Consider the following 18,612-nt stretch of genomic DNA (forward strand, 5'->3'; position numbering starts at 1 on the left):
ACGAGGTCGGCATCGCTCACACATCCGTTCGGTTTTGCGCCGCCTCGTCGTCCGTCTCTTCATCGCCACGTTCACCATTTTCCGCACGATGTTCCGAGCCCCGCTCGATGAACGCCCGTGGACTTTCGCCAAACGCCCGGCGGAACATCGCCGAGAACGCGCTCTGGCTTTGATAGCCCAACTCCAGCGCGACATGCGATAGCGGCCGCCCCTGGCTCAGGAGCGGAATCGCGTGTGCCAGAATCGCCTGCTGACGCCATTGCGAAAAGCTCACGCCTAACTCCTGACGAAACAGCCGCGCGATCGTGCGTGTACTCGCGCCCACGCTCGACGCCCATTGCTCGAGCGATTCGCCGTGAGTCGGGTCCGCGATCACCGCCTCGCACAGCGCGCGCAGGCGCTTCTCGTTGGGCATCGGCACCGATAACGGCAGTGGCTCCGAACGCGTCAGCTCGTCGAGCGCGAGCGCGCCAAGCAGTTGTTCGCGCGTCGCCGAGATGCCGGGCGTATCGAGCGCGGCGATTACCTCGCGCAGCAGATCCGATACTTCGACTACGCGTGGTGTATCGAGCCCTGGCGGCGCGGTGCTTTCAGTGATGTATAGCGTGCGCAGGAACGCGTCTTCGACGGCGACCACTTCATGTGTCACATGCGGCGGCATCCAGATCGCCCGCGACGGCGGCACCATCCACGTCGTGCCCGTCGTCGCGACCCGCAGCACGCCGCGCGACGCATACGCGACCTGCGCCCATGCGTGCGTGTGACGAGCGATACGCCAGCCGGAAGGCATCGGCCGCGAGCGCACGCGGATCGGGTGCGTCAGCGTCGGCTGGAATTCCGGTGGAATGTCGGCAAAGTGGACGAAGCTCGACTGGTCGGAGTCGGCGGACAAATTCATGGTGAAGATCGATCCAGTTGGGCAGAACTCAAAAACGCAGAACTCAAAAACGGCGCGGGTTTCTCATTGTAGGTTGCGGGAGATTCGACGTTGCATAATGTCCCGATTGCGCTGATCCCAAGGAGAATCCCCATGAGCTTTGCAACCGCGGACTTGTGCGATGCGCACGAGGACCAACTGTCGCTTGGTACGTTGCGCGTGCTCGAGCCGGTCTTTCATCTGTTCAGCCGCACCGAGTGCTTCAGCGGTGAGGCGGTCACGTTGAAGGTGTTCGAAGACAATGCGCTCGTGCGTGCCACGCTCGAAGAGAAGGGCGCGGGCCGCGTACTGGTGATCGATGGTGGCGGGAGTCTGCGCTGCGCGCTGGTTGGCGGCAATCTCGCGCAGATCGCGGAGCAAAATGGCTGGGCGGGCATTGTGCTGAACGGCTGTGTGCGCGATACGCTGGAGCTCAATGAAGCCAATGTCGGCGTGGCCGCGTTGGCAACGTGTCCGCGACGCGGCCAGAAGCTCGGCACCGGCGAGCGCGACGTGCCGGTGCAATTGCCGGGCGCGACGATACACCCCGGCGAATGGATCTATGCGGATATCGACGGCGTGCTGGTAGCGCGCACGGCGCTGAACTGAACGAACTGAATTGCAGGCAAGCGAAACACACAATCAAGGAGAGCAAACGACGATGCAGACCGTTTTTGTATACGGCACGTTGAGGGCCGGTGAAGTGAACGACATCAGCAAGGCCGCGGCGCGGCACGACATTGCCGCGCCGAACCTGCTCGGCACGGCCACCGTCCGCGGGCATCTGTTCGATTTCGGCTCGTATCCCGGCCTCGTCGTCGACGAAGCGGGCGTCGACGTCAAAGGTGACGTGTATGAGATCGACGATGAACTGGTCGCGGTACTCGATGAAATCGAACGGGCGTATCCGGGTGACGAAGGTCTCTTCCTCGCGCGCGAAGTCATGGTGAAAGTGGACGGCAACGCGGTGAATTGCCGTTTCTATCCGGTGACGCCTAAAGCCGTGAAAGGCCAGCAGGAAATCCGCTCGGGCGATTGGCTCGAGCATCGCAGCACGCGCTAGCCGGGAGCAAAAAAACGGCCCGGCAAGCATAAGCCTGTCGGGCCGTCCGGTCGGTCAGCCTTGCGACTCAGGCCGCTTTCACATCTTGCGTGGCTGGCGAAAGCGGGCCTGATACGACGTCGTTGGTTGCTGATGCATGAGGCTTTTCAAACGCCTCAGATTTCCTCGTACAGCGGCAGTGTCAGGAAGTCGGTGAACTGTTCCGAGGTCGACATCTCTTCGAAGATCTGTGCGGCGCGCTCGTACGGCTTCGTATCGCCGCCGACCGCCTGCTTCACGTTGGCGAGTTCCTGCGCCGATAGCTCGCGCACGAGTTCCGCCGTGACCTTGCGGCCGTCGTTGAGTTTGCCCTTCGGCGAGCGAATCCATTGCCACACCTGCGAGCGCGAGATCTCAGCGGTTGCAGCATCTTCCATCAGGTTGTGAATCGGCACGCAGCCATTGCCCGCTAGCCACGAACCCAGGTAGTGAATCCCGACGTTGATGTTGTTGCGCAGACCCGCTTCGGTGATCGGCGCTTCGGGACGGAAGTCCATCAGATCGGCGGCCGTAACGAGCACGTCGCCGCGCTGCTTGCCGATCTGGTTCGGCTTGTCGCCGAGCACCTTGACGAACTCCTCAATCGCGATCGGCACGAGGCCCGGATGCGCGACCCAGCCGCCGTCGTAACCGTCGCCGGCATCGCGCGCCTTGTCCGAACGCACACCACCCATCGCACGGTCGTTGGCCGCCGGATCGTTCTTGATCGGAATCAGCGCGCTCATGCCGCCGATCGCCGGCGCGTTGCGGCGGTGGCAGGTCTTCAGCAACAGCAGCGCATAGGCGCGCATGAACGGCGAGGTCATGGTGATCTGCGCGCGATCGGCGAGACAGAAATCCTTGTCGCTCCTGAACTTCTTGATTGCCGAGAAGATGTAGTCCCAGCGGCCGGCATTCAGGCCCGAGCTATGCTCGCGCAGTTCGTACAGAATCTCGTCCATCTCGAACGCAGCGACGATCGTTTCGATCAGCACCGTCGCGCGAATCGTGCCGCGCGGAATGCCAACCGCTTCCTGCGCGGCGACGAAAATATCGTTCCACAACCGCGCTTCGAGATGGCTTTCCATCTTCGGCAGATAGAAGTAAGGAGCCGTGCCGCGTGCCACCTGTTCCTTCGCGTTGTGAACCATGAACAGCGCAAAGTCGAAAATGCCGCCCGACACGCGCTGGCCATCCACCGTCACGTGCTTTTCGTCGAGGTGCCAGCCGCGCGGGCGCACGATCAGCGTGGCGATCTTGTCGTTCAGTTTGTACAACTTGCCGTTCTGTTCGAGCGAAATCGTGCGGCGTACCGCGTCCTTCAGATTGATATGGCCGGTGATCTGGTTATCCCAGCTCGGCGCATTCGAATCTTCGAAGTCGGTCATGTACGAATCCGCGCCGGAATTCAGCGCGTTGATGATCATCTTGCGCTCCACCGGACCGGTGATTTCCACGCGGCGGCATTGCAGGTCCTGCGGCAACGGCGCGATCGTCCAGTTGTCGTCGCGCACGCTCTTTGTTTCGGCGAGGAAGTCGGGACGCTCGCCTGCATCGAGGCGCTTGGTGCGCACGACACGTGCTTGCAGCAACTGCTGACGGCGCGGTTCGAAGGTGCGATGCAGCGCGGCGACGAGTTCGAGCGCTTCGCGCGTGAGGATGGTTTCAAAGCCCGGCTTGATCTCAGCCGTGATTTCCATGCCCTGCGGCAGCTGCGACGATGAAAGCGTGTTCGCCATGATTTCTCCTTGGTCGGTCAGATTGCAATGATGCGAATGTAGAAAATGCGGTTGAAATGCGTCGTATGAATCAGTTGCGAATTGCCGTCAGGCGCCAGGGCTGTGGCGCGTGCGGCTGCTACCGCGTTCGGGCGACGCGAGGGTCTTCAGAAAAGCGAGCAGGTCGCTCATGCTCCCGCCCGTGCCGTGCGACATGACGCCCAGTTCTTCGGCTGGTGCGTTTTGCCGGTTAAGCCAGAAAGTGGTGAAGCCGAACCAGGTCGCGCCCGCCACGTCCCAGCCGTTCGACGACACGAAGACGATCTCGCGCGGTTGCGCATCGAAGGCTTGCGTGCCGAGCGCATAGGCGGCTGGCGAGGGTTTGTAGGCGCGCACTGCGTCGACGGAAAGAACATGGTCGAACAGACCCGTCATGCCGGCGCTCTTCACGGCGATATCGAGCATTTGCGGATTGCCGTTCGAGAGGATCGCGAGACCGGGCCGCGAGTCATGTTTGCTGCCCGCAAGCGCGCAGGGCGCGTCGCGCAACTGGCGCAGCGCGGGCACGGCATCGGGGAACGCGGACAGGCACGCGTATTCATCCATCAGACGCTTTTCGGCGGCGCGATTGAGCGTGAGCTGAAGCTTCTTCGCGGCGAAGCGCAACGCGTCGATCGTGATGTCCCAGAACGGCCGGTAACGTGCGCCGGCCGGGTCGGCAAGCGTGCGCAATTGCGTGTATTCGATCTGTTTGAGACGCCACAGTTGCGAAAGCGCGTCGCCGTGGCCGGGGAACATCTGCTCGGCGGCAGCGATCACCGAATGCACGTCGAAAAGCGTGCCGTATGCATCGAAAATTACTGCTTGAGGGAAGAGTGTCGTTGTGGCCGACATTGCCGTGCGCTCCTATCAGAGGTCGAGACAGATTGTATTAGTGATGGTCTATGCTAAAAAAGAGGCTAAAGATCACTTGATCTTTTACTTTCATGCACCTAATCTGACGCGCACCGACCACTTTCCCGCGCCGTTGCGGCTCCGCCCACTCATGGACCGTTTCAAGCAGATCGAGACCTTCGTAGCCGTCGCGGCCAAGGGCAGCCTGTCCGCCGCGGCGCTGGCCGAGGGCGTCGCGCCCGCGATCATCGGCCGCCGCATCGACGCGCTCGAAGAGCGGCTCGGCGTCAAGCTGCTGGTGCGCACCACCCGCAAGATCACGCTGACCTTCGAAGGATCGGCGTTTCTCGAAGACTGCCAGCGCGTCATTCACGACATGCAGAACGCCGAGGCCAGCGTGTCGGCGGGCGGTGTGAAGGCGAGCGGCCATTTGCGGCTGTCCGCGCCGGCGGGTTTCGGACGCCGGCACGTCGCGCCGCTCGTGCCGGCATTTACCGTCGCGCATCCGGATGTGTCGATCACGCTCGATCTGTCCGACCGGCTGGTCGATCTGGTCAACGAAGGTTTCGATTGCGCGGTGCGGCTCGGCGAGCTGCCGGATTCGTCGCTGGTGTCGCTCAAGCTCGGCGAAAACCGCCGCGTGTGCGTCGCCTCGCCGTCGTATCTGAGCCGGCGCGGTGCGCCGCATACCCTGGCCGATCTCGCCCATCACAACTGCCTCGCGCTCGGTGCGAGCGCCAACCAGCAGCGCGGCTGGATGTTCCAGCAAGGCGACAAGGTGGTGTCGATCAAGGTGTCCGGCACGATGGAATGCTCGGACGGCGCGGTGCTGCATGAGTGGTGCCTGGAAGGTTATGGCCTCGCGTGGCGCTCGTGGTGGGAAGTCGGCGCCGATATCGCAGCCGGGCGGCTGGTGAGCGTGCTCGACGAATTCGCCGCACCGCCGATCGGTATCCATGCGGTATTTCCGCAGCGTCGTCACTTGCCGTTGCGGGTGCGGCTCTTTCTCGACTTTCTCAAGCATACGTATGGCGATCCCGGTTACTGGGGCTGAAGCCGGCCAAGGTCAGACAATGCAGCGCAACGGGTTTCCGATATGCGGAGAGACCCGCAGGCGCGCCTTGCGCATCAATTCGGCGCACTACAATCCATTGCAACGGCTTTCTGCCGGGCTCGTTGGACGCTGACACCGCGCGGCGAGCCGCAAGGCGACGGAGGGCATCATGTTCAGGCACATCCTGGTTCCGACCGATGGTTCAGACCTGTCACGTAAAGCGATCGACGGCGCCATCGATCTCGCACAGGCCGTCGGCGCACGCGTGACCGCTTACGCGTGTCTGCCGCAATATCCGTACTCGCCGTTCTCCGAAGTCGTGATCGAACCGCCGGCCGAGTTCCTGCAGCGCAGCGAGCGTGAAGCGCGCGTGCATCTGCGGGAAGTGGAACTGGCCGCGCGCCGTGTGGGCGTCGCGTTCGACAGCCGCACCAGCGTGCACCCGGCGCCGTATCTCGGCATCATCGAAGCGGCCGAGCAGGGCGGCTGCGACGTGATTTTCATGGCCTCGCACGGACGGCGTGGTCTTGGCAGCCTGCTGATTGGCAGCGAAACGCAGCGGGTGCTCACGCATACGAAAATTCCTGTGATCGTGTATCGCTGAGCCTTACTGTCCTGATGACGGTCCTGATCGGCGTGTGCGCATCGCAAAAAAAGCGCCGGCGATGAGGCCGGCGCGCGGTATGCGTTGCCGCACGATCAATTGTGCGAGCACTGTCTCCCAGATTCCGGCCCTAAGGGCTCTGGCTGTGCGGCCTGTTGTTCTCCTCCCTGACGGCGGCCCTCTGGCGGGGCCGCTTTTCGTCTGTCTGCGTTGCCGTTCCTGCGATCAGACCGCGCGATGACTTACGCGACCTTCTTGTCGAAGAACTGTTCGTCTTCCGTCGAGCCGTGCAGCGCGGTCGTCGATGCTTCGCGTTCGACCGTTTGCGTGACGGCGTCGAAGTAGCCGGTGCCGACTTCGCGCTGGTGCTTCACGGCGGTGAAGCCCTTTTCTGCCGCCGCGAACTCAGCCTGCTGCATTTCGACGAAGGCGGTCATCTGGTTGCGGGCATAGCCGTGCGCCAGATTGAACATCGAGTAGTTCAGCGCGTGGAAGCCGGCCAGCGTGATGAACTGGAATTTGTAGCCCATCGCACCGAGTTCACGCTGGAACTTGGCGATCGTTGCGTCGTCGAGGTTCTTCTTCCAGTTGAACGACGGCGAGCAGTTGTACGACAGCAGTTGGTCCGGGAATTCCTTGTGGATCGCGTCGGCGAATTTCTTCGCGAACTCGAGGTCCGGCTTGCCGGTTTCGCACCAGATCATGTCGGCGTACGGCGCGTAGGCGAGACCACGCGAGATCGCTTGCTCCAGACCCGGCTTCGTACGATAGAAACCCTCCACCGTGCGCTCGCCCGTCAGGAACGGCTTGTCGTTGTCGTCGACGTCCGACGTGATCAGGTCGGCGGCTTCCGCGTCGGTGCGAGCCAGCAGCACGGTCGGTGTGCCGGAGACGTCGGCGGCCAGACGCGCGGCGGTCAGCTTGGCGATATTTTCGCGGGTTGGCACGAGCACCTTGCCGCCCATGTGGCCGCACTTTTTCACTGAAGCGAGCTGATCTTCGAAGTGGACGCCCGCAGCGCCGGCCTCGATCATTGCCTTCATCAGTTCGAACGCGTTCAGCACGCCGCCGAAACCCGCTTCCGCGTCGGCCACGATCGGTGCGAAGTAGTCGATATAGCCTTCGTCGCCCGGATTCTTACCTTCCGACCACTGGATCTGGTCGGCGCGCGTCAGCGTGTTGTTGATGCGTTTCACGACGAGCGGCACCGAGTTCGCCGGATACAGCGACTGGTCCGGGTACATTTCGCCGGCAACGTTCGCATCGCCCGCCACTTGCCAGCCCGACAGATAGATCGCCTTCAGGCCGGCCTTCACTTGCTGCATGGCCTGGTTGCCGGTCAGCGCGCCGAGGGCGTTGACGAACGGCTCGTTATGGATCGATTCCCACAGCTTTTCCGCGCCGCGCTTGGCCAGCGTGTGCTCGACCGGCACCGAACCGCGCAGGCGCACCACGTCGTCGGCGGTGTACGTGCGCTTCACGCCTTTCCAGCGCGGATCGGTTTCCCATTGCTGTTGGAGTTGCCTGGCTTGTTGTTCGCGGGACATGGTGTGCTCCTTGGTTGCCTGTAGATGAATTGGTGAACTCTGTCTTCGTCGAAGCGGCCGGCCCGGTTAGGCGTTTCGTTTCGTGAAGTCTTATATAAGAGTCTAGGCAAATCACTGGTCGGGCAATAGCCACTTGGGAGTGTTTTTTGAATATTTATATTTGTTTTAAATCAACTTCTTATGAAGATAATTCCGCATTAAGAAACGCATTTTTCCATCTTGCAATGATGCGTGTTGTGCCGTGCAGCACGATTTTTTACGACGCAAAAAAATTTTCCACATCGTGAAATTTTGGCGGCGGGCGAAAAAAAACCGGTGCACGAGCACCGGTTTCTTCCGACTGACGAACGGCGCGGGGCCGTCCGGGTCTTTTCAAGCTGACTTCTGCACAGATCGAGCTACGCGAATAGCTGCTGCACAGCCGTGGCTTAGCTGCAACTCAGCTGCCGCGGCGCGCCGTACGCGGGCCGTCGCTGCGGCGTGCGCCGTAGCCGCCGTCACGCGAACCGCCGTAGCCGTCACGCGAACCGCCGCCAGCCGACTTGCCGGCCCAGCCGCCGCCATTGCCGCTACCGCTGCGAGCGCCGCCGCCGTTACCAGCCGGCTTGCCTGCGCCGCTACCGCTGCCGAAACGACGGCCGCCACCACCGTTGCCACCGCCCGGACGGCCACGGCCGCCAAAGCCAGGACGGCCATTGCCTGACGGAGCCGACTTACGCGGCTCGAAGCCTTCGACAACGTTGACCGGCAGCGGGGTGCGCACGAAACGCTCGATGCGCTTCAACGCGCCTTGCTCGGCGTGATGCACGAGGCTCACTGCGATGCCCGAGCGGCCAGCACGCCCGGTACGGCCGATACGGTGCACGTAGTCTTCAGCGAACTTCGGCAGATCGTAGTTAAACACGTGCGTAATGCCTGGGATGTCGATGCCGCGAGCGGCGACGTCCGTGGCGACCAGCACGCGCACACGGCGCTCGCGCAGTGCGCGGATCGTGCGGTTACGTGCGCCTTGCGGCAGATCACCGTGCAGCGCTGCTGATTCGAAACCGGCGTCGGCCAGACGGCCAGCCAGTTGGTCGGCGTCCATCTTGGTTGCCGTGAAGACGATAGCCTGGTCGAGGCCGGCGTCGCGCAGCAGATGGTCGAGCAGACGATCCTTGTGATCGCGGTCGTCAACGTAGTGAACGGTTTGCGCGATGTTCGTGCGCTGTTCCAGACGCTGGACGATCTCGATACGTTCCGGATCCTTCAACAGACGGCCGGTCAGCGAACCGATCTTGCCGTCGAGCGTGGCCGAGAACAGCATCGTTTGACGCGAAGCCGGCGTAGCGGCAACGATCGTTTCGATGTCTTCGATGAAGCCCATGTCGAGCATACGGTCGGCTTCGTCGAGCACGAGGATCTGCAGTTGCGACAGATCGATACGGCCGCGTTCCAGGTGGTCGATCAGACGGCCCGGCGTTGCAACCAGGATTTCCGGGTTCTTTGCCAGCAGCATCAATTGTTGACCGTAAGCGACGCCGCCCAGAATGCTGACGGTGCGCAGGCGCTTCAGGTGCTTGCCATACGTAGCAGCGGCGGTGGTGACCTGCATCGCGAGTTCGCGGGTCGGCGTCAGAACCAGCATGGTCGGACGGGCAACCGGTTGCGGACGGCGCGTGCGGCCGCCGTCCGCCGGGCGCGGTTCACGCGGCTGGCTGGCTTGCGCCTTTTGCAGTTGCGAGAAACGCTCGATGGCGGGCAGCATGAACGCGGCGGTCTTGCCCGAGCCGGTCGGGCTCGAGACCAGCAGATCGCGGCCGGCGATGCCGGCGGGGATCGCGCGTTGCTGAACCGGAGTCGGATTTTGGTAACCAGCGGCGGTCAGCGCGGAGACGACATCCGCGGAGAGACCGAGCGACGCGAACGTCGGGCCGGTCGGCGCTGCGGCTTCAGCGGCAACGGCTTCCGGAGCGGCAGCGACTGCTGCGGCTTGCGCGGGTGCGTCGGCGAGACCGAGGGCTTGATCGGCGATGGCGTTCAACGGGCTACTGGGGGTATTGCTCGAAGTCATGAGAATCCTTGGTACACAGGGAATTAATACGTCGGCGCCAATCGGCATACCCAAGTCGTCGGATTCAGCGAGCAAAGAAGCAGCGAGCAAATCGAAAAACGGGGGCAGCTCGCGACAATCAAGGCGAGCTTTTCGTTAGAAGCTGTATCGGTTGCGACATGCCAACACGGCGTGCCGCCAGCCTGGTACATGATCGCCCGTAGGGGGCTAGGCAGGAGGGGACAGGTTCTAAACTGGATTGGAGCTAAACGCTACGAGGCGCTGCGCCGCAAAGGCCGCTAGAGGAGAGCCGGGCAAAGCAGTGAAGCGCAGGCAGCATTGTATAGATATTTGTTGCACTGCGCCACCATTAAGATATTTTCTGGCGAAAATGTTTGATTTGTCTGCTGATGGCCCTGCGGGGCTCGCTCAGGCTGACGCGCCGCTTTTGAGGGATTCGACCAGGTCGATATATTGCTGCTTCGCGGCGTCCTGGGGCGTGCCTTTCAGGGCGGCCCATGCATCGTATTTGTATTTGCCGACGATGTCGGTGAAGCCGGGTTTGTCGCCGTGGACGTCGCCGTCGGTGGCCTGTTTGAAGAGCGCGTAGAGACGCAGGAGAGTGAGATTGCCTGGGCGCTCTGGCAATTGCTTTGCGTCTTCGTGGGCTTGGGTGAATTGGGTGTTGATGTCTGTCATGGTTTGGTTTTGCCCTCCGGGCAGGGTCTGGTTTTGTTCAGGGCTTGGCCGGTGATCATAGCAATTGGTTGCTGCCGCGGGGCTGAGGGGTTATTCCAAACGGTTTTGGGTTTTTTGTTCTGCCTACGGCGTTTGGCTTTCCTTGATGTTTTTTGCGTTCGCGGCGCTATGGTTGTGTGCCTACGGTGGTGGCTTTTTCTTTTTCTATTGGTTTATTAGCGTTGCCCCTGTGCGGGGCGGCACCTACTTTTCTTTGCCTGCCGCAAAGAAAAGTAGGCAAAAGAAAGCGGCTCAAACCGCTAGCTTTGAAGCGGGTCCCCTGGCTTGGAGGAGGTAGTGGAGCATCTGGAATCGGTGCCCTCGCGCATTCCGCGCGGGTGACAAGGCAGTCATACTTCCGGCGGCGCTGCGCGCGCCGTGGCGGTACTTCACAAAACCGCCCGCCGAGTCTGGCGCGTGTAGTTCGCTCGACTTGGTGGTTTGCCGTAGCGCTCGTCAGCGCGATTCGCCGTAGGCTGGTCGCGCACGCCGCAGTGGTATTTCCAAACCATCGGCGCAATTCAGCGCTTCGCCGAGGCGAAGCCGATGGCCCCCACTGCGCATAAGCGAAGCCCCTGGTTTCCCTGGCAGACCGTTCCGGCGAGCACGCATTGCGAAGCGGGAAGAATGATGCCGGAGGCGCGTACGCCCCATCGGTTTTGAGAAGTACGCGTCGGCGCGCGCAGCGCCGCCGGAAGAATGACTGCCTTGTCACTCACGCGGAGTGTGCGAGAACACCGATTCCAGATGCTCCACTACCTCCTCCAAGCCAGGGGACCCGCTTCAAAGCTAGCGGTGTGAGCCGCTTTCTTTTGCCTACTTTTCTTTGCGGCAGGCAAAGAAAAGTAGGTGCCCCCCGCACAGGGGGAACGCTAATAAACCAAAAAGAAAGCAAGGAAAGGCCAACGCCGCAGGCGTACCGACAACAAGCGCCGCGCAAGGCAAAAAAACCATCAAGCTAACCCCAACGCCGTAGGCAGACAAAAGCAAAACCCGGAGCACAACCCAAAACCACATTCCCACGAGCAGTGCCGATTACAATACGCCTCATGACTCAAACTGTGCTTCTCGCCCTCGATACATCGACCGAATTCTGCTCGGTAGCGCTTCTATCCGTCGCCGGCGAATCATCGGCTCACGCCGTCCCTGAACCCCGTATCTGGGTTCGCCACGAGCAAACCGGCGCAGTCTCCAGCACGCGCCTCCTGCCCGCGATCCGCGAACTCTTCGACGAAGCGGGTCTGAAACTGGCCGACTGCAACGCCATCGCCTTCGGCTCCGGCCCCGGCTCGTTCACGGGTCTTCGCACGGCAACCGGTGTCGCCCAAGGCCTGGCGTTCGGCCTGAACCTGCCCGTCGTGCCGATCAGCACCTTGCTCGCTTGCGCGGAAAGCGCCCGGCTGCGCGATCCATCGGCGGCCCGCGTGCTCGCCGCGCTCGACGCCCGCATGGACGAAATCTATTGGGCCGACTACGCATGGGACGACGCTCAAGGCGAATGGCGCACGCTCCAGCCGGCTTCGCTCGATGTCCCCGAGCGCCTCGTCTTGCCCGATGCGCCGTTCACGCTGGCCGGCAATGCAGCCGCGGCCTTCGGCGCGCGATTGCCCGCCGTCGCGGCTGCGCGAACGGTCGACGGCGAAGCGCTGCCGCACGCGCTACCCATCGCGTATGCAGCGCTCCGCGCGTTTCGCGCCGGCCGCACCGTGCCCGCCGACCAGGCCGCGCCGGAATACGTGCGCGATAAAGTCGCCCAGACCACGGCGGAACGCGTCGCCGAAAAAGCCGCCAAGGCCGAACTGGCCGCAAAGGTGGCGCACGACGCGCATCAGGGCGAGGGCCGGCAATGAGCGGTGTGTTGCTCGCGGACCGCTACATGTCGCCGATGACCGAAGGCGATCTGGACGAAGTCGCCGCAATCGAAAAGATCGCCTACGAATTCCCCTGGAGTCGCGGCAATTTCGGCGATTCGCTGCGCAACGGCTATTTCGGCATCTGTCTGCGTCACGTGACGGGTACGTTGATCGGCTATTGCGTGCTGATGCCGGTCGTCGATGAAATGCATCTGCTCAATTTGTGCGTGACACCCGCTGCGCAGGGCGCCGGTGCCGGGCTCGCGTTGTTGCGCGAAGCGGTGCGCATCACGCGCGCCGAAAAACTCGACGGCCTGCTGCTCGAAGTACGGCCGTCGAATCATCGGGCGATCCGGCTTTACGAACGCTTCGGCTTTGCGTCGATCGGCCGGCGCAAAAACTATTATCCAGCACGGCATCGCAGCCGGGAGGACGCCATCGTGATGCGTTATTCGTTTGCCAGGGAGGGCGCAGATGGCGCTGCATGAATCGGTACTGGAAGAGTTCGGACTCGCGCCGCTGTGGGTGCGTCGCGGGATCGTGGTGGTCACGTCGGCCGAGGCTGTTGAGCGTGCCTCCGACGTGCAGGCCGGCAACGCGCAGCCAGTTCTCGAGAACGCCGCGCCCACAAGCGCGCGCCGCGAAGAGCCGCTTGCAGCGGACTCGCGGGCAGCGGCTCCTCAAGCGTCGCCCGCCGCTCGCGAGCAGCGCGACGATCAGCAGCCAACCGCACAGCAAGCCACTGCGCGACAGCAGGACGAGCAGCGCGCGGCGATGCGAGAAAGCGCTGCGCCGCAGCCAGGGGAAACACAGCCTGGCGGTGGTCATTCACCGTCGATGCGCGCGAGCGAGTCGCGGCAGCAAGCACCCGCGCGCGAGCCGAATGAGCGCCGTTCGCCTGGGCAACATAGCGAGCCGGGCCGGCAAACTTCGCCGTCCTCGTTCAGCGAAACCCCGCCCGACGACGATTTCGCGTGGTTCGACGATCTGCCGGCCCCAGCCCATGAACCGGCCCACGCGAGTGCCGAAGCGCGCCGTGAGACGCCGGACGCATTGCCGATCCGGATGCTCGATTGGGACGCGTTGAGCGACCGCGTCGCCGGCTGCGAACGCTGTCGTCTGTGCGAGAAACGCACGAATACGGTGTTCGGCGTTGGCGATCGCAACGCCGACTGGATGCTGATCGGCGAAGCGCCCGGCGAGAACGAAGACCGCCAGGGCGAGCCGTTCGTCGGTCAGGCCGGCAAGTTGCTCGACAACATGCTGGGTTCGCTGATGCTCGCGCGCGACACCAACGTCTATATCGCCAACGTGATCAAGTGCCGGCCGCCTGGCAACCGCAATCCCGAGCCGGACGAAGTCGCGCGTTGCGAGCCTTATCTGCAACGCCAGGTCGAACTGGTCAAGCCGAAGCTGATCGTCGCGCTCGGCCGCTTCGCCGCGCAGAGTCTGCTGAAAACCGATGCGAGCATTTCGTCGCTGCGCGGCCGTGTGCATGAATACGAAGGGGTGCCGGTCATCGTCACGTATCACCCGGCGTATCTGCTGCGCAGCCTGCGCGATAAGGCGAAGGCCTGGGCCGATCTGTGCCTCGCGCTCGATACGTGGCGCAAGGCGGGCGGCGCGGCTTCGAACGAAGCGAAGTGATGGTCGCCACAGGGCCGACGGTGGACCTCACCGCTTCGCCAGGCGCATCCGCCGCGTTCCTTGAGACGCTTCTCGACACATTGCGCGTCCCGGCGGTGCGCGATCTGGCGTGGCTGTTGCTGAGCGCCGATTTGTTGCGAGCGCAACCACCGGTGGGCGCGCTAGCTATGCCGTTCGACACGCCGCATGAAGCAAACGCGACCATCGACTGGTTGCGCGCGCTCGACGCCGATCCGGCCGAATTGCAGCACGAGCTCGCGGCGACCTGCATCTCGCGCCTTGGCCGATACGCCGAAGGTCTGCTCGCGTGGTTTCTGCGGCACGGACCCGCGGCGCGCCTGGTCGCGGCCGGCGTCCCGCTGCGGCGCTCGGGCGTCACGCTCGGCGAATGCGATTTTCTGGTTCGGACGCAGCAGGGCGCGCGGTTGCATTGGGAATTGGCTGTGAAGTGCTACCTGCATGCCGGCGATGGCCGGGGGCAGCTGGCGGATTACGTCGGCCCGAATCTGAAGGATCGCTTCGATCTGAAGCTTGCGCATCTGCTGAATCACCAGTTGCCGTTGAGCGCGCGCGAAGAATTCGCGTCGCTCGGCTATGGTGGGCCGTGGACGCCGCAGATGTTCGTCAAAGGCTGGCTGTTTTACCGGCATGGCGAGTCGCCGGCAGATCCGGCCGCGCTTGATCCTTCACATGGGCGCGGCTGGTGGGTGACGCGTAGCGATTGGCCGGCTTTCGCCGCGGCGCATGCACAGACGTGGCGCGCGCTGCCGCGACTGGAATGGCTCGCGCCGAGGCGGCATGAGTCCGGTGCGGCGGAAGAGGCAGGGATTGCTTTCGTCGAGGCGCAAACGCTCGCGGCGCAAATCTCGCATCAACATGGACCGACGATGGTTGCGGCGTTCGTCAATGGCAGCGCGGGTGGCTGGCTTGAACGCTCGCGTGGTTTCATCGTGCCCGATGACTGGCCGCAACTGGCGCAAGCCTACGCGCGGCAGTAGCTGTAGCCAGAGGTTTATGGCATCAGCGCGTGGCTGCGCAATGCAGCGGCAGCGCCGGCTCAGCCCCTCACCACCACCGATAAAAATGATGCACCGGTCCGACGCCGTGGCCGACGTCGAGCCGATCGCTCGCTTGCAACGCGCCGGTCAGATACAGCTTCGCATCGGCGACCGCGCTCGCCAGATCGTCGCGTTGCGGAATCAGCGCAGCAATCGCCGACGACAGCGTGCAGCCCGTCCCATGCGTGTTTTTCACCGGCACGCGCGGGCCGCCCAGGCGCAGCGTGCCGCTGTTCTGCATGAGCCAGTCGGGACTATCCGCCGCGCTCAGATGACCGCCCTTCATCAGCACCGCACGCGCGCCGAGCGCACGTAGCGCTTCGCCTTGCGCGACCATGCCGGCTTCATCCGTTGCGGCTTCTACGCCTAGCAAAGCCGCGGCTTCCGGCAGATTCGGCGTCAGCAGATCGGCAAGCGGCAGCAATTCGTCGCGCATTGCCGCGATTGCATCCGGCAGCAGCAACGCGTGATTGCTCTTCGAGATCATCACCGTGTCGAGCACGATGTGCTTCGGCTTGTGCCGGCGCAACGCATCGGCCACCGCGCGCGCGATCGGCGCGTTCGCGAGCATGCCGATCTTCACGGCGTCGATACGGATATCGTCGAACACCGCATCGAGTTGCGCGGTGATGAAGGCCGGTTCCGGCGTGTGGATCGCCGTGACGCCGCGCGTGTTCTGCGCGGTCAGCGCGGTAATCACGCTCGCGCCATAAGCGCCGAGCGCCGAGAAGGCCTTCAGGTCCGCCTGAATGCCGGCACCGCCGCCGGAATCGGAACCGGCGATCGTCAGCACATTGGGAATCGATTGAGTCATCGCAAAGCGGGAATGAGAGAAGGCGCGGGCCGTTTGACGACTGCGAACCCGCCGCGGGTCAGTGCTTGACTTCGCCGATCAGCGCGACCGAATCGAAGGCGCGCTGATTCGCCTGGTGGCGCCGCATCACGAGCCACATCATCAGACAGACGAAAGTGCCGAACAGCACGATCACCGTCGTGACCGGCACGTCGAGCCACACCAGCACGGCGTACAGGCACAGCATCACGAGCACGGAGAGATTCTCGTTGAAGTTCTGCACGGCGATCGAATGGCCCGCCGACAGCAGCACGTGGCCGCGATGCTGGAGCAGCGCATTCATCGGGACGACAAAAAAGCCCGACAGGCCGCCGACGACCATCAGGAAGATATACGCGACGATCAGATAGCCCGGCACGTGCGTGCGGCCGAAATACAGCCCCCAATGCGCCGGGAACAGGTCGCGCGTGTAGAAGGCCATCATCATGACGGCGATGCCCATCATGATGCCGACCGGCAGCACCGACAGCGATTTCTTCAGCGGTATGCGCGACGCCGCGAAGATCGCGCCGGCCGCCACGCCCACGGCCACCACGGCCTGCAGGATCGCGGCTTCCGACAGCGACATATTGAGCGATACCTCGGCCCACTTCAGCACGATGAATTGCAGCGTCGCGCCGGCGCCCCAGAACAGCGTGGTGACGGCAAGTGAAATCTGGCCGAGCTTGTCGCGCCACAGCACGAGGAAACAATCGGCAAAATCGGTGATGAGCTTGATCGGGCCGCGCTCCTGTTTCGGATAACGCGCGCCGGTGTCGGGAATGCGCAGATTGAACAGCGCGGCGATCACGTAGATCGCCATGATCACCAGCATCGCCGCTTCGGCGGGCGTGTTGACGGTGGGAATGTGGTGCCGCAGGATCGGTGCGGCGATGTGCGGACTGATCAAGGCGCCGCCGAGCACCGTGCCGAGAATGATCGAGCCGACCGTGGTGCCTTCGATCCAGCCGTTCGCGGCTACCAGCCGGTCAGGCGGCAGCAGTTCGGTGAGAATGCCGTATTTGGCCGGCGAGTAGGCCGCCGCGCCAAAGCCGACGATGCCATAGGCGAGCAATGGATGCGCGCCTACCAGCATCGTGATGCAACCGACCACTTTGATGGTATTGGTGATGAACATCACGTGCCCTTTCGGGCGGGAGTCCGCAAAGGCGCCCACAAAAGCAGCCAGAACGACGTACGACAGCACAAAGAACAACTTGAGCAGCGGCGTCATCCAGTTTGGGGCGTGAAGATCTTTCAACAGTGCGATAGCGGCGATCAGAAGCGCATTGTCGGCCAGCGACGAAAAAAACTGCGCGGCCATGATGGTGTAAAAACCTTTTTTCATCTGATGCGATGCTGTCCTCGCTGCGGTCTGTCCGCCCCGGCCGCGTGCAAGGCGTCCGGGCTTATGCCGTTCGAAATGGGTTGTGCGCACGGCTTTATATCACGAAAATAGCTGGATTCGGACTAGCAAAATCCTTGACCGCACCGCCCAGCGGGCTGCCGAGCGCTGAAAACGCCCTGTAAGCTGCTGATTCGCAAGCGTCTTTACGAAAATATCCCATGCCGCGCCCCCTTTCAGCCACGATTCACACCGCAGCACTCGCCAATAATCTCGCCGTCGCCCGGCGCTACGCACCAAAATCCAAGATTTGGGCCGTCGTCAAGGCAAACGCCTATGGACACGGCCTCGCTCGCGCTTTTCCCGGCCTGCGCGCAACCGACGGCTTCGGTTTGCTGGACCTCGAAGAAGCCGTGAAGTTGCGTGAATTGGGCTGGGCTGGCCCGATTTTGTTGCTCGAAGGCTTCTTCCGTCCGACCGATATCGACGTGATCGACCGCTACAGCCTGACCACGGCGCTGCACTCGGATGAACAGTTGCGCATGCTGGAAATGGCGCGCCTGTCGAAGCCCGTCAACATTCAGTTGAAGATGAACAGCGGCATGAACCGCCTCGGCTACACGCCGGAAAAATTCCGCGCTGCGTGGGAGCGCGCACGCGCCTGTCAGGGCGTCGGTCAGATTACGTTGATGACCCATTTCTCGGATGCCGACAGCGAACGCGGCGTCGCCTATCAGATGGAAGCGTTCGAGCGCGGCGCGCAGGGCATTGCGGGCGCGCGCAGCCTCGCGAACTCGGCGGCGACGCTGTGGCATCCCGCCGCGCACTTCGACTGGGTGCGCCCGGGGATCATTCTGTACGGCGCGTCGCCGTCCGGCGTGAACGCCGCGATCGCAGGCACCGGCCTGCAACCGGCAATGACGTTTGCTTCCGAGCTGATCGCGGTGCAAACCATCGCCGAGGGCCAGACCGTCGGCTACGGTTCGTCGTTCAAGGCGCGCGGGCCGATGCGCATCGGCGTGGTGGCCTGCGGTTATGCGGACGGTTATCCGCGGATCGCGCCGGAAGGCACGCCGGTGATCGTCGACGGGGTGCTGACGCGGCTCGTCGGACGCGTTTCGATGGACATGCTGACTGTCGACCTGACGCCGGTCCCGACCGCCAACGTCGGCTCGCGCGTCGAATTGTGGGGCAATTCATTGCCGATCGACGACGTCGCGCAAGCGTGCGGTACGATCGGCTACGAGCTGATGTGCGCCGTGGCGCCGCGCGTGCCGGTGCGCGCCGAATAAG

17 protein-coding genes are annotated in these 18,612 nt (G+C 63.1%); 9 read left to right on the forward strand and 8 right to left on the reverse strand.

Annotated elements, in window-relative coordinates:
* Positions 1-16 precede the first annotated feature (16 nt).
* Positions 17-898: an AraC family transcriptional regulator gene (locus AC3WOG_RS07665; RefSeq protein ID WP_492577413.1), complete on the reverse strand. Its 882-nt coding sequence runs from the start codon at positions 896-898 to the stop codon at positions 17-19.
* A gap of 132 nt (positions 899-1,030) precedes the next feature.
* On the opposite strand from AC3WOG_RS07665, the gene rraA reads away from it, so the two are divergent.
* On the forward strand, positions 1,031-1,525 hold the full coding sequence (gene rraA, locus AC3WOG_RS07670; RefSeq protein ID WP_492577415.1) for a ribonuclease E activity regulator RraA: 495 nt from the start codon (positions 1,031-1,033) through the stop codon (positions 1,523-1,525).
* Between the two features lie 52 nt (positions 1,526-1,577).
* Positions 1,578-1,979, forward strand: a complete 402-nt coding sequence (locus AC3WOG_RS07675) for a gamma-glutamylcyclotransferase family protein (RefSeq protein WP_492577416.1) — start codon at positions 1,578-1,580, stop codon at positions 1,977-1,979.
* A gap of 155 nt (positions 1,980-2,134) precedes the next feature.
* On the opposite strand, the gene aceB is transcribed toward AC3WOG_RS07675, so the two are convergent.
* Together aceB and AC3WOG_RS07685 are read right to left on the reverse strand one after the other, a co-directional pair.
* The gene (gene aceB, locus AC3WOG_RS07680) at positions 2,135-3,736 is read right to left on the reverse strand and encodes a malate synthase A (protein ID WP_492577418.1); all 1,602 of its coding nucleotides are present in this window, start codon (positions 3,734-3,736) and stop codon (positions 2,135-2,137) included.
* Between the two features lie 87 nt (positions 3,737-3,823).
* Complete coding sequence (locus AC3WOG_RS07685; RefSeq protein ID WP_492577419.1) at positions 3,824-4,609, reverse strand: haloacid dehalogenase type II; 786 nt, start codon at positions 4,607-4,609, stop codon at positions 3,824-3,826.
* Positions 4,610-4,760: 151 nt separating this feature from the next.
* On the opposite strand from AC3WOG_RS07685, the gene AC3WOG_RS07690 reads away from it, so the two are divergent.
* Both AC3WOG_RS07690 and AC3WOG_RS07695 read left to right on the forward strand, forming a co-directional pair.
* Complete coding sequence (locus AC3WOG_RS07690) at positions 4,761-5,663, forward strand: LysR family transcriptional regulator (protein WP_492577420.1); 903 nt, start codon at positions 4,761-4,763, stop codon at positions 5,661-5,663.
* 169 nt (positions 5,664-5,832) lie between these two features.
* Entirely contained in the window at positions 5,833-6,267 is a 435-nt protein-coding gene (locus AC3WOG_RS07695; RefSeq protein WP_115101262.1) for a universal stress protein, read from the forward strand.
* Positions 6,268-6,509: 242 nt separating this feature from the next.
* On the opposite strand, the gene aceA is transcribed toward AC3WOG_RS07695, so the two are convergent.
* The 3 genes from aceA to AC3WOG_RS07710 all read right to left on the reverse strand — a co-directional run bounded on the left by aceA (position 6,510) and on the right by AC3WOG_RS07710 (position 10,545).
* A complete protein-coding gene (gene aceA / locus AC3WOG_RS07700) occupies positions 6,510-7,814 on the reverse strand; it encodes an isocitrate lyase (RefSeq protein ID WP_492577422.1) in 1,305 nt (434 codons plus the stop codon).
* A gap of 439 nt (positions 7,815-8,253) precedes the next feature.
* Complete coding sequence (locus AC3WOG_RS07705; RefSeq protein WP_492577423.1) at positions 8,254-9,867, reverse strand: DEAD/DEAH box helicase; 1,614 nt, start codon at positions 9,865-9,867, stop codon at positions 8,254-8,256.
* A gap of 408 nt (positions 9,868-10,275) precedes the next feature.
* Positions 10,276-10,545 carry an acyl-CoA-binding protein gene (locus AC3WOG_RS07710; protein ID WP_492577424.1) on the reverse strand — a complete coding sequence of 90 codons (270 nt, stop codon included), beginning with the start codon at positions 10,543-10,545 and terminating at the stop codon, positions 10,276-10,278.
* Between the two features lie 1,088 nt (positions 10,546-11,633).
* On the opposite strand from AC3WOG_RS07710, the gene tsaB reads away from it, so the two are divergent.
* From tsaB to AC3WOG_RS07730, 4 genes are read left to right on the forward strand one after another with little or no spacing between them, the layout of a single operon-like run.
* Positions 11,634-12,434, forward strand: coding sequence for a tRNA (adenosine(37)-N6)-threonylcarbamoyltransferase complex dimerization subunit type 1 TsaB (gene tsaB / locus AC3WOG_RS07715; protein WP_492577426.1), 801 nt, complete (start codon positions 11,634-11,636; stop codon positions 12,432-12,434).
* Positions 12,431-12,925, forward strand: a complete 495-nt coding sequence (rimI, locus tag AC3WOG_RS07720) for a ribosomal protein S18-alanine N-acetyltransferase (protein WP_492577427.1) — start codon at positions 12,431-12,433, stop codon at positions 12,923-12,925. The genes tsaB and rimI overlap by 4 nt, the downstream gene beginning before the upstream one ends.
* Positions 12,912-14,084 carry a uracil-DNA glycosylase gene (locus tag AC3WOG_RS07725; RefSeq protein ID WP_492577428.1) on the forward strand — a complete coding sequence of 391 codons (1,173 nt, stop codon included), beginning with the start codon at positions 12,912-12,914 and terminating at the stop codon, positions 14,082-14,084. Before rimI ends, AC3WOG_RS07725 begins: the two co-directional genes overlap by 14 nt.
* Positions 14,084-15,082 (forward strand): DUF1853 family protein, encoded by a 999-nt coding sequence (locus tag AC3WOG_RS07730; protein WP_492579737.1) that lies wholly within the window; start codon positions 14,084-14,086, stop codon positions 15,080-15,082. The genes AC3WOG_RS07725 and AC3WOG_RS07730 overlap by 1 nt, the downstream gene beginning before the upstream one ends.
* A gap of 67 nt (positions 15,083-15,149) precedes the next feature.
* Here AC3WOG_RS07730 and thiD read toward each other — a convergent pair whose 3' ends face one another.
* On the reverse strand, positions 15,150-15,956 hold the full coding sequence (gene thiD, locus AC3WOG_RS07735; protein WP_492577430.1) for a bifunctional hydroxymethylpyrimidine kinase/phosphomethylpyrimidine kinase: 807 nt from the start codon (positions 15,954-15,956) through the stop codon (positions 15,150-15,152).
* Between the two features lie 58 nt (positions 15,957-16,014).
* Positions 16,015-17,322 (reverse strand): lysophospholipid transporter LplT, encoded by a 1,308-nt coding sequence (gene lplT / locus AC3WOG_RS07740; protein WP_492577431.1) that lies wholly within the window; start codon positions 17,320-17,322, stop codon positions 16,015-16,017.
* 218 nt (positions 17,323-17,540) lie between these two features.
* On the opposite strand from lplT, the gene alr reads away from it, so the two are divergent.
* Positions 17,541-18,611, forward strand: coding sequence for an alanine racemase (gene alr, locus AC3WOG_RS07745; RefSeq protein ID WP_492577432.1), 1,071 nt, complete (start codon positions 17,541-17,543; stop codon positions 18,609-18,611).
* The last annotated feature ends 1 nt before the right edge of the window (position 18,612 follow it).

Source organism: Paraburkholderia sp. FW306-02-B (assembly GCF_058782725.1).

Excerpts from the sequence above, each read along its gene's own strand:
- AC3WOG_RS07690 (WP_492577420.1), top strand. The coding sequence starts at position 4,761 with ATGGACCGTTTCAAGCAGATCGAGACCTTCGTAGCCGTCGCGGCCAAG.
- tsaB (WP_492577426.1), top strand. The coding sequence starts at position 11,634 with ATGACTCAAACTGTGCTTCTCGCCCTCGATACATCGACCGAATTCTGC.
- AC3WOG_RS07705 (WP_492577423.1), bottom strand. The coding sequence starts at position 9,867 with ATGACTTCGAGCAATACCCCCAGTAGCCCGTTGAACGCCATCGCCGAT.
- AC3WOG_RS07695 (WP_115101262.1), top strand. The coding sequence starts at position 5,833 with ATGTTCAGGCACATCCTGGTTCCGACCGATGGTTCAGACCTGTCACGT.
- lplT (WP_492577431.1), bottom strand. The coding sequence starts at position 17,322 with ATGAAAAAAGGTTTTTACACCATCATGGCCGCGCAGTTTTTTTCGTCG.
- AC3WOG_RS07685 (WP_492577419.1), bottom strand. The coding sequence starts at position 4,609 with ATGTCGGCCACAACGACACTCTTCCCTCAAGCAGTAATTTTCGATGCA.
- aceA (WP_492577422.1), bottom strand. The coding sequence starts at position 7,814 with ATGTCCCGCGAACAACAAGCCAGGCAACTCCAACAGCAATGGGAAACC.
- AC3WOG_RS07725 (WP_492577428.1), top strand. The coding sequence starts at position 12,912 with ATGGCGCTGCATGAATCGGTACTGGAAGAGTTCGGACTCGCGCCGCTG.
- rraA (WP_492577415.1), top strand. The coding sequence starts at position 1,031 with ATGAGCTTTGCAACCGCGGACTTGTGCGATGCGCACGAGGACCAACTG.
- aceB (WP_492577418.1), bottom strand. The coding sequence starts at position 3,736 with ATGGCGAACACGCTTTCATCGTCGCAGCTGCCGCAGGGCATGGAAATC.
- AC3WOG_RS07730 (WP_492579737.1), top strand. The coding sequence starts at position 14,084 with ATGGTCGCCACAGGGCCGACGGTGGACCTCACCGCTTCGCCAGGCGCA.
- thiD (WP_492577430.1), bottom strand. The coding sequence starts at position 15,956 with ATGACTCAATCGATTCCCAATGTGCTGACGATCGCCGGTTCCGATTCC.
- rimI (WP_492577427.1), top strand. The coding sequence starts at position 12,431 with ATGAGCGGTGTGTTGCTCGCGGACCGCTACATGTCGCCGATGACCGAA.
- AC3WOG_RS07675 (WP_492577416.1), top strand. The coding sequence starts at position 1,578 with ATGCAGACCGTTTTTGTATACGGCACGTTGAGGGCCGGTGAAGTGAAC.
- AC3WOG_RS07710 (WP_492577424.1), bottom strand. The coding sequence starts at position 10,545 with ATGACAGACATCAACACCCAATTCACCCAAGCCCACGAAGACGCAAAG.
- alr (WP_492577432.1), top strand. The coding sequence starts at position 17,541 with ATGCCGCGCCCCCTTTCAGCCACGATTCACACCGCAGCACTCGCCAAT.
- AC3WOG_RS07665 (WP_492577413.1), bottom strand. The coding sequence starts at position 898 with ATGAATTTGTCCGCCGACTCCGACCAGTCGAGCTTCGTCCACTTTGCC.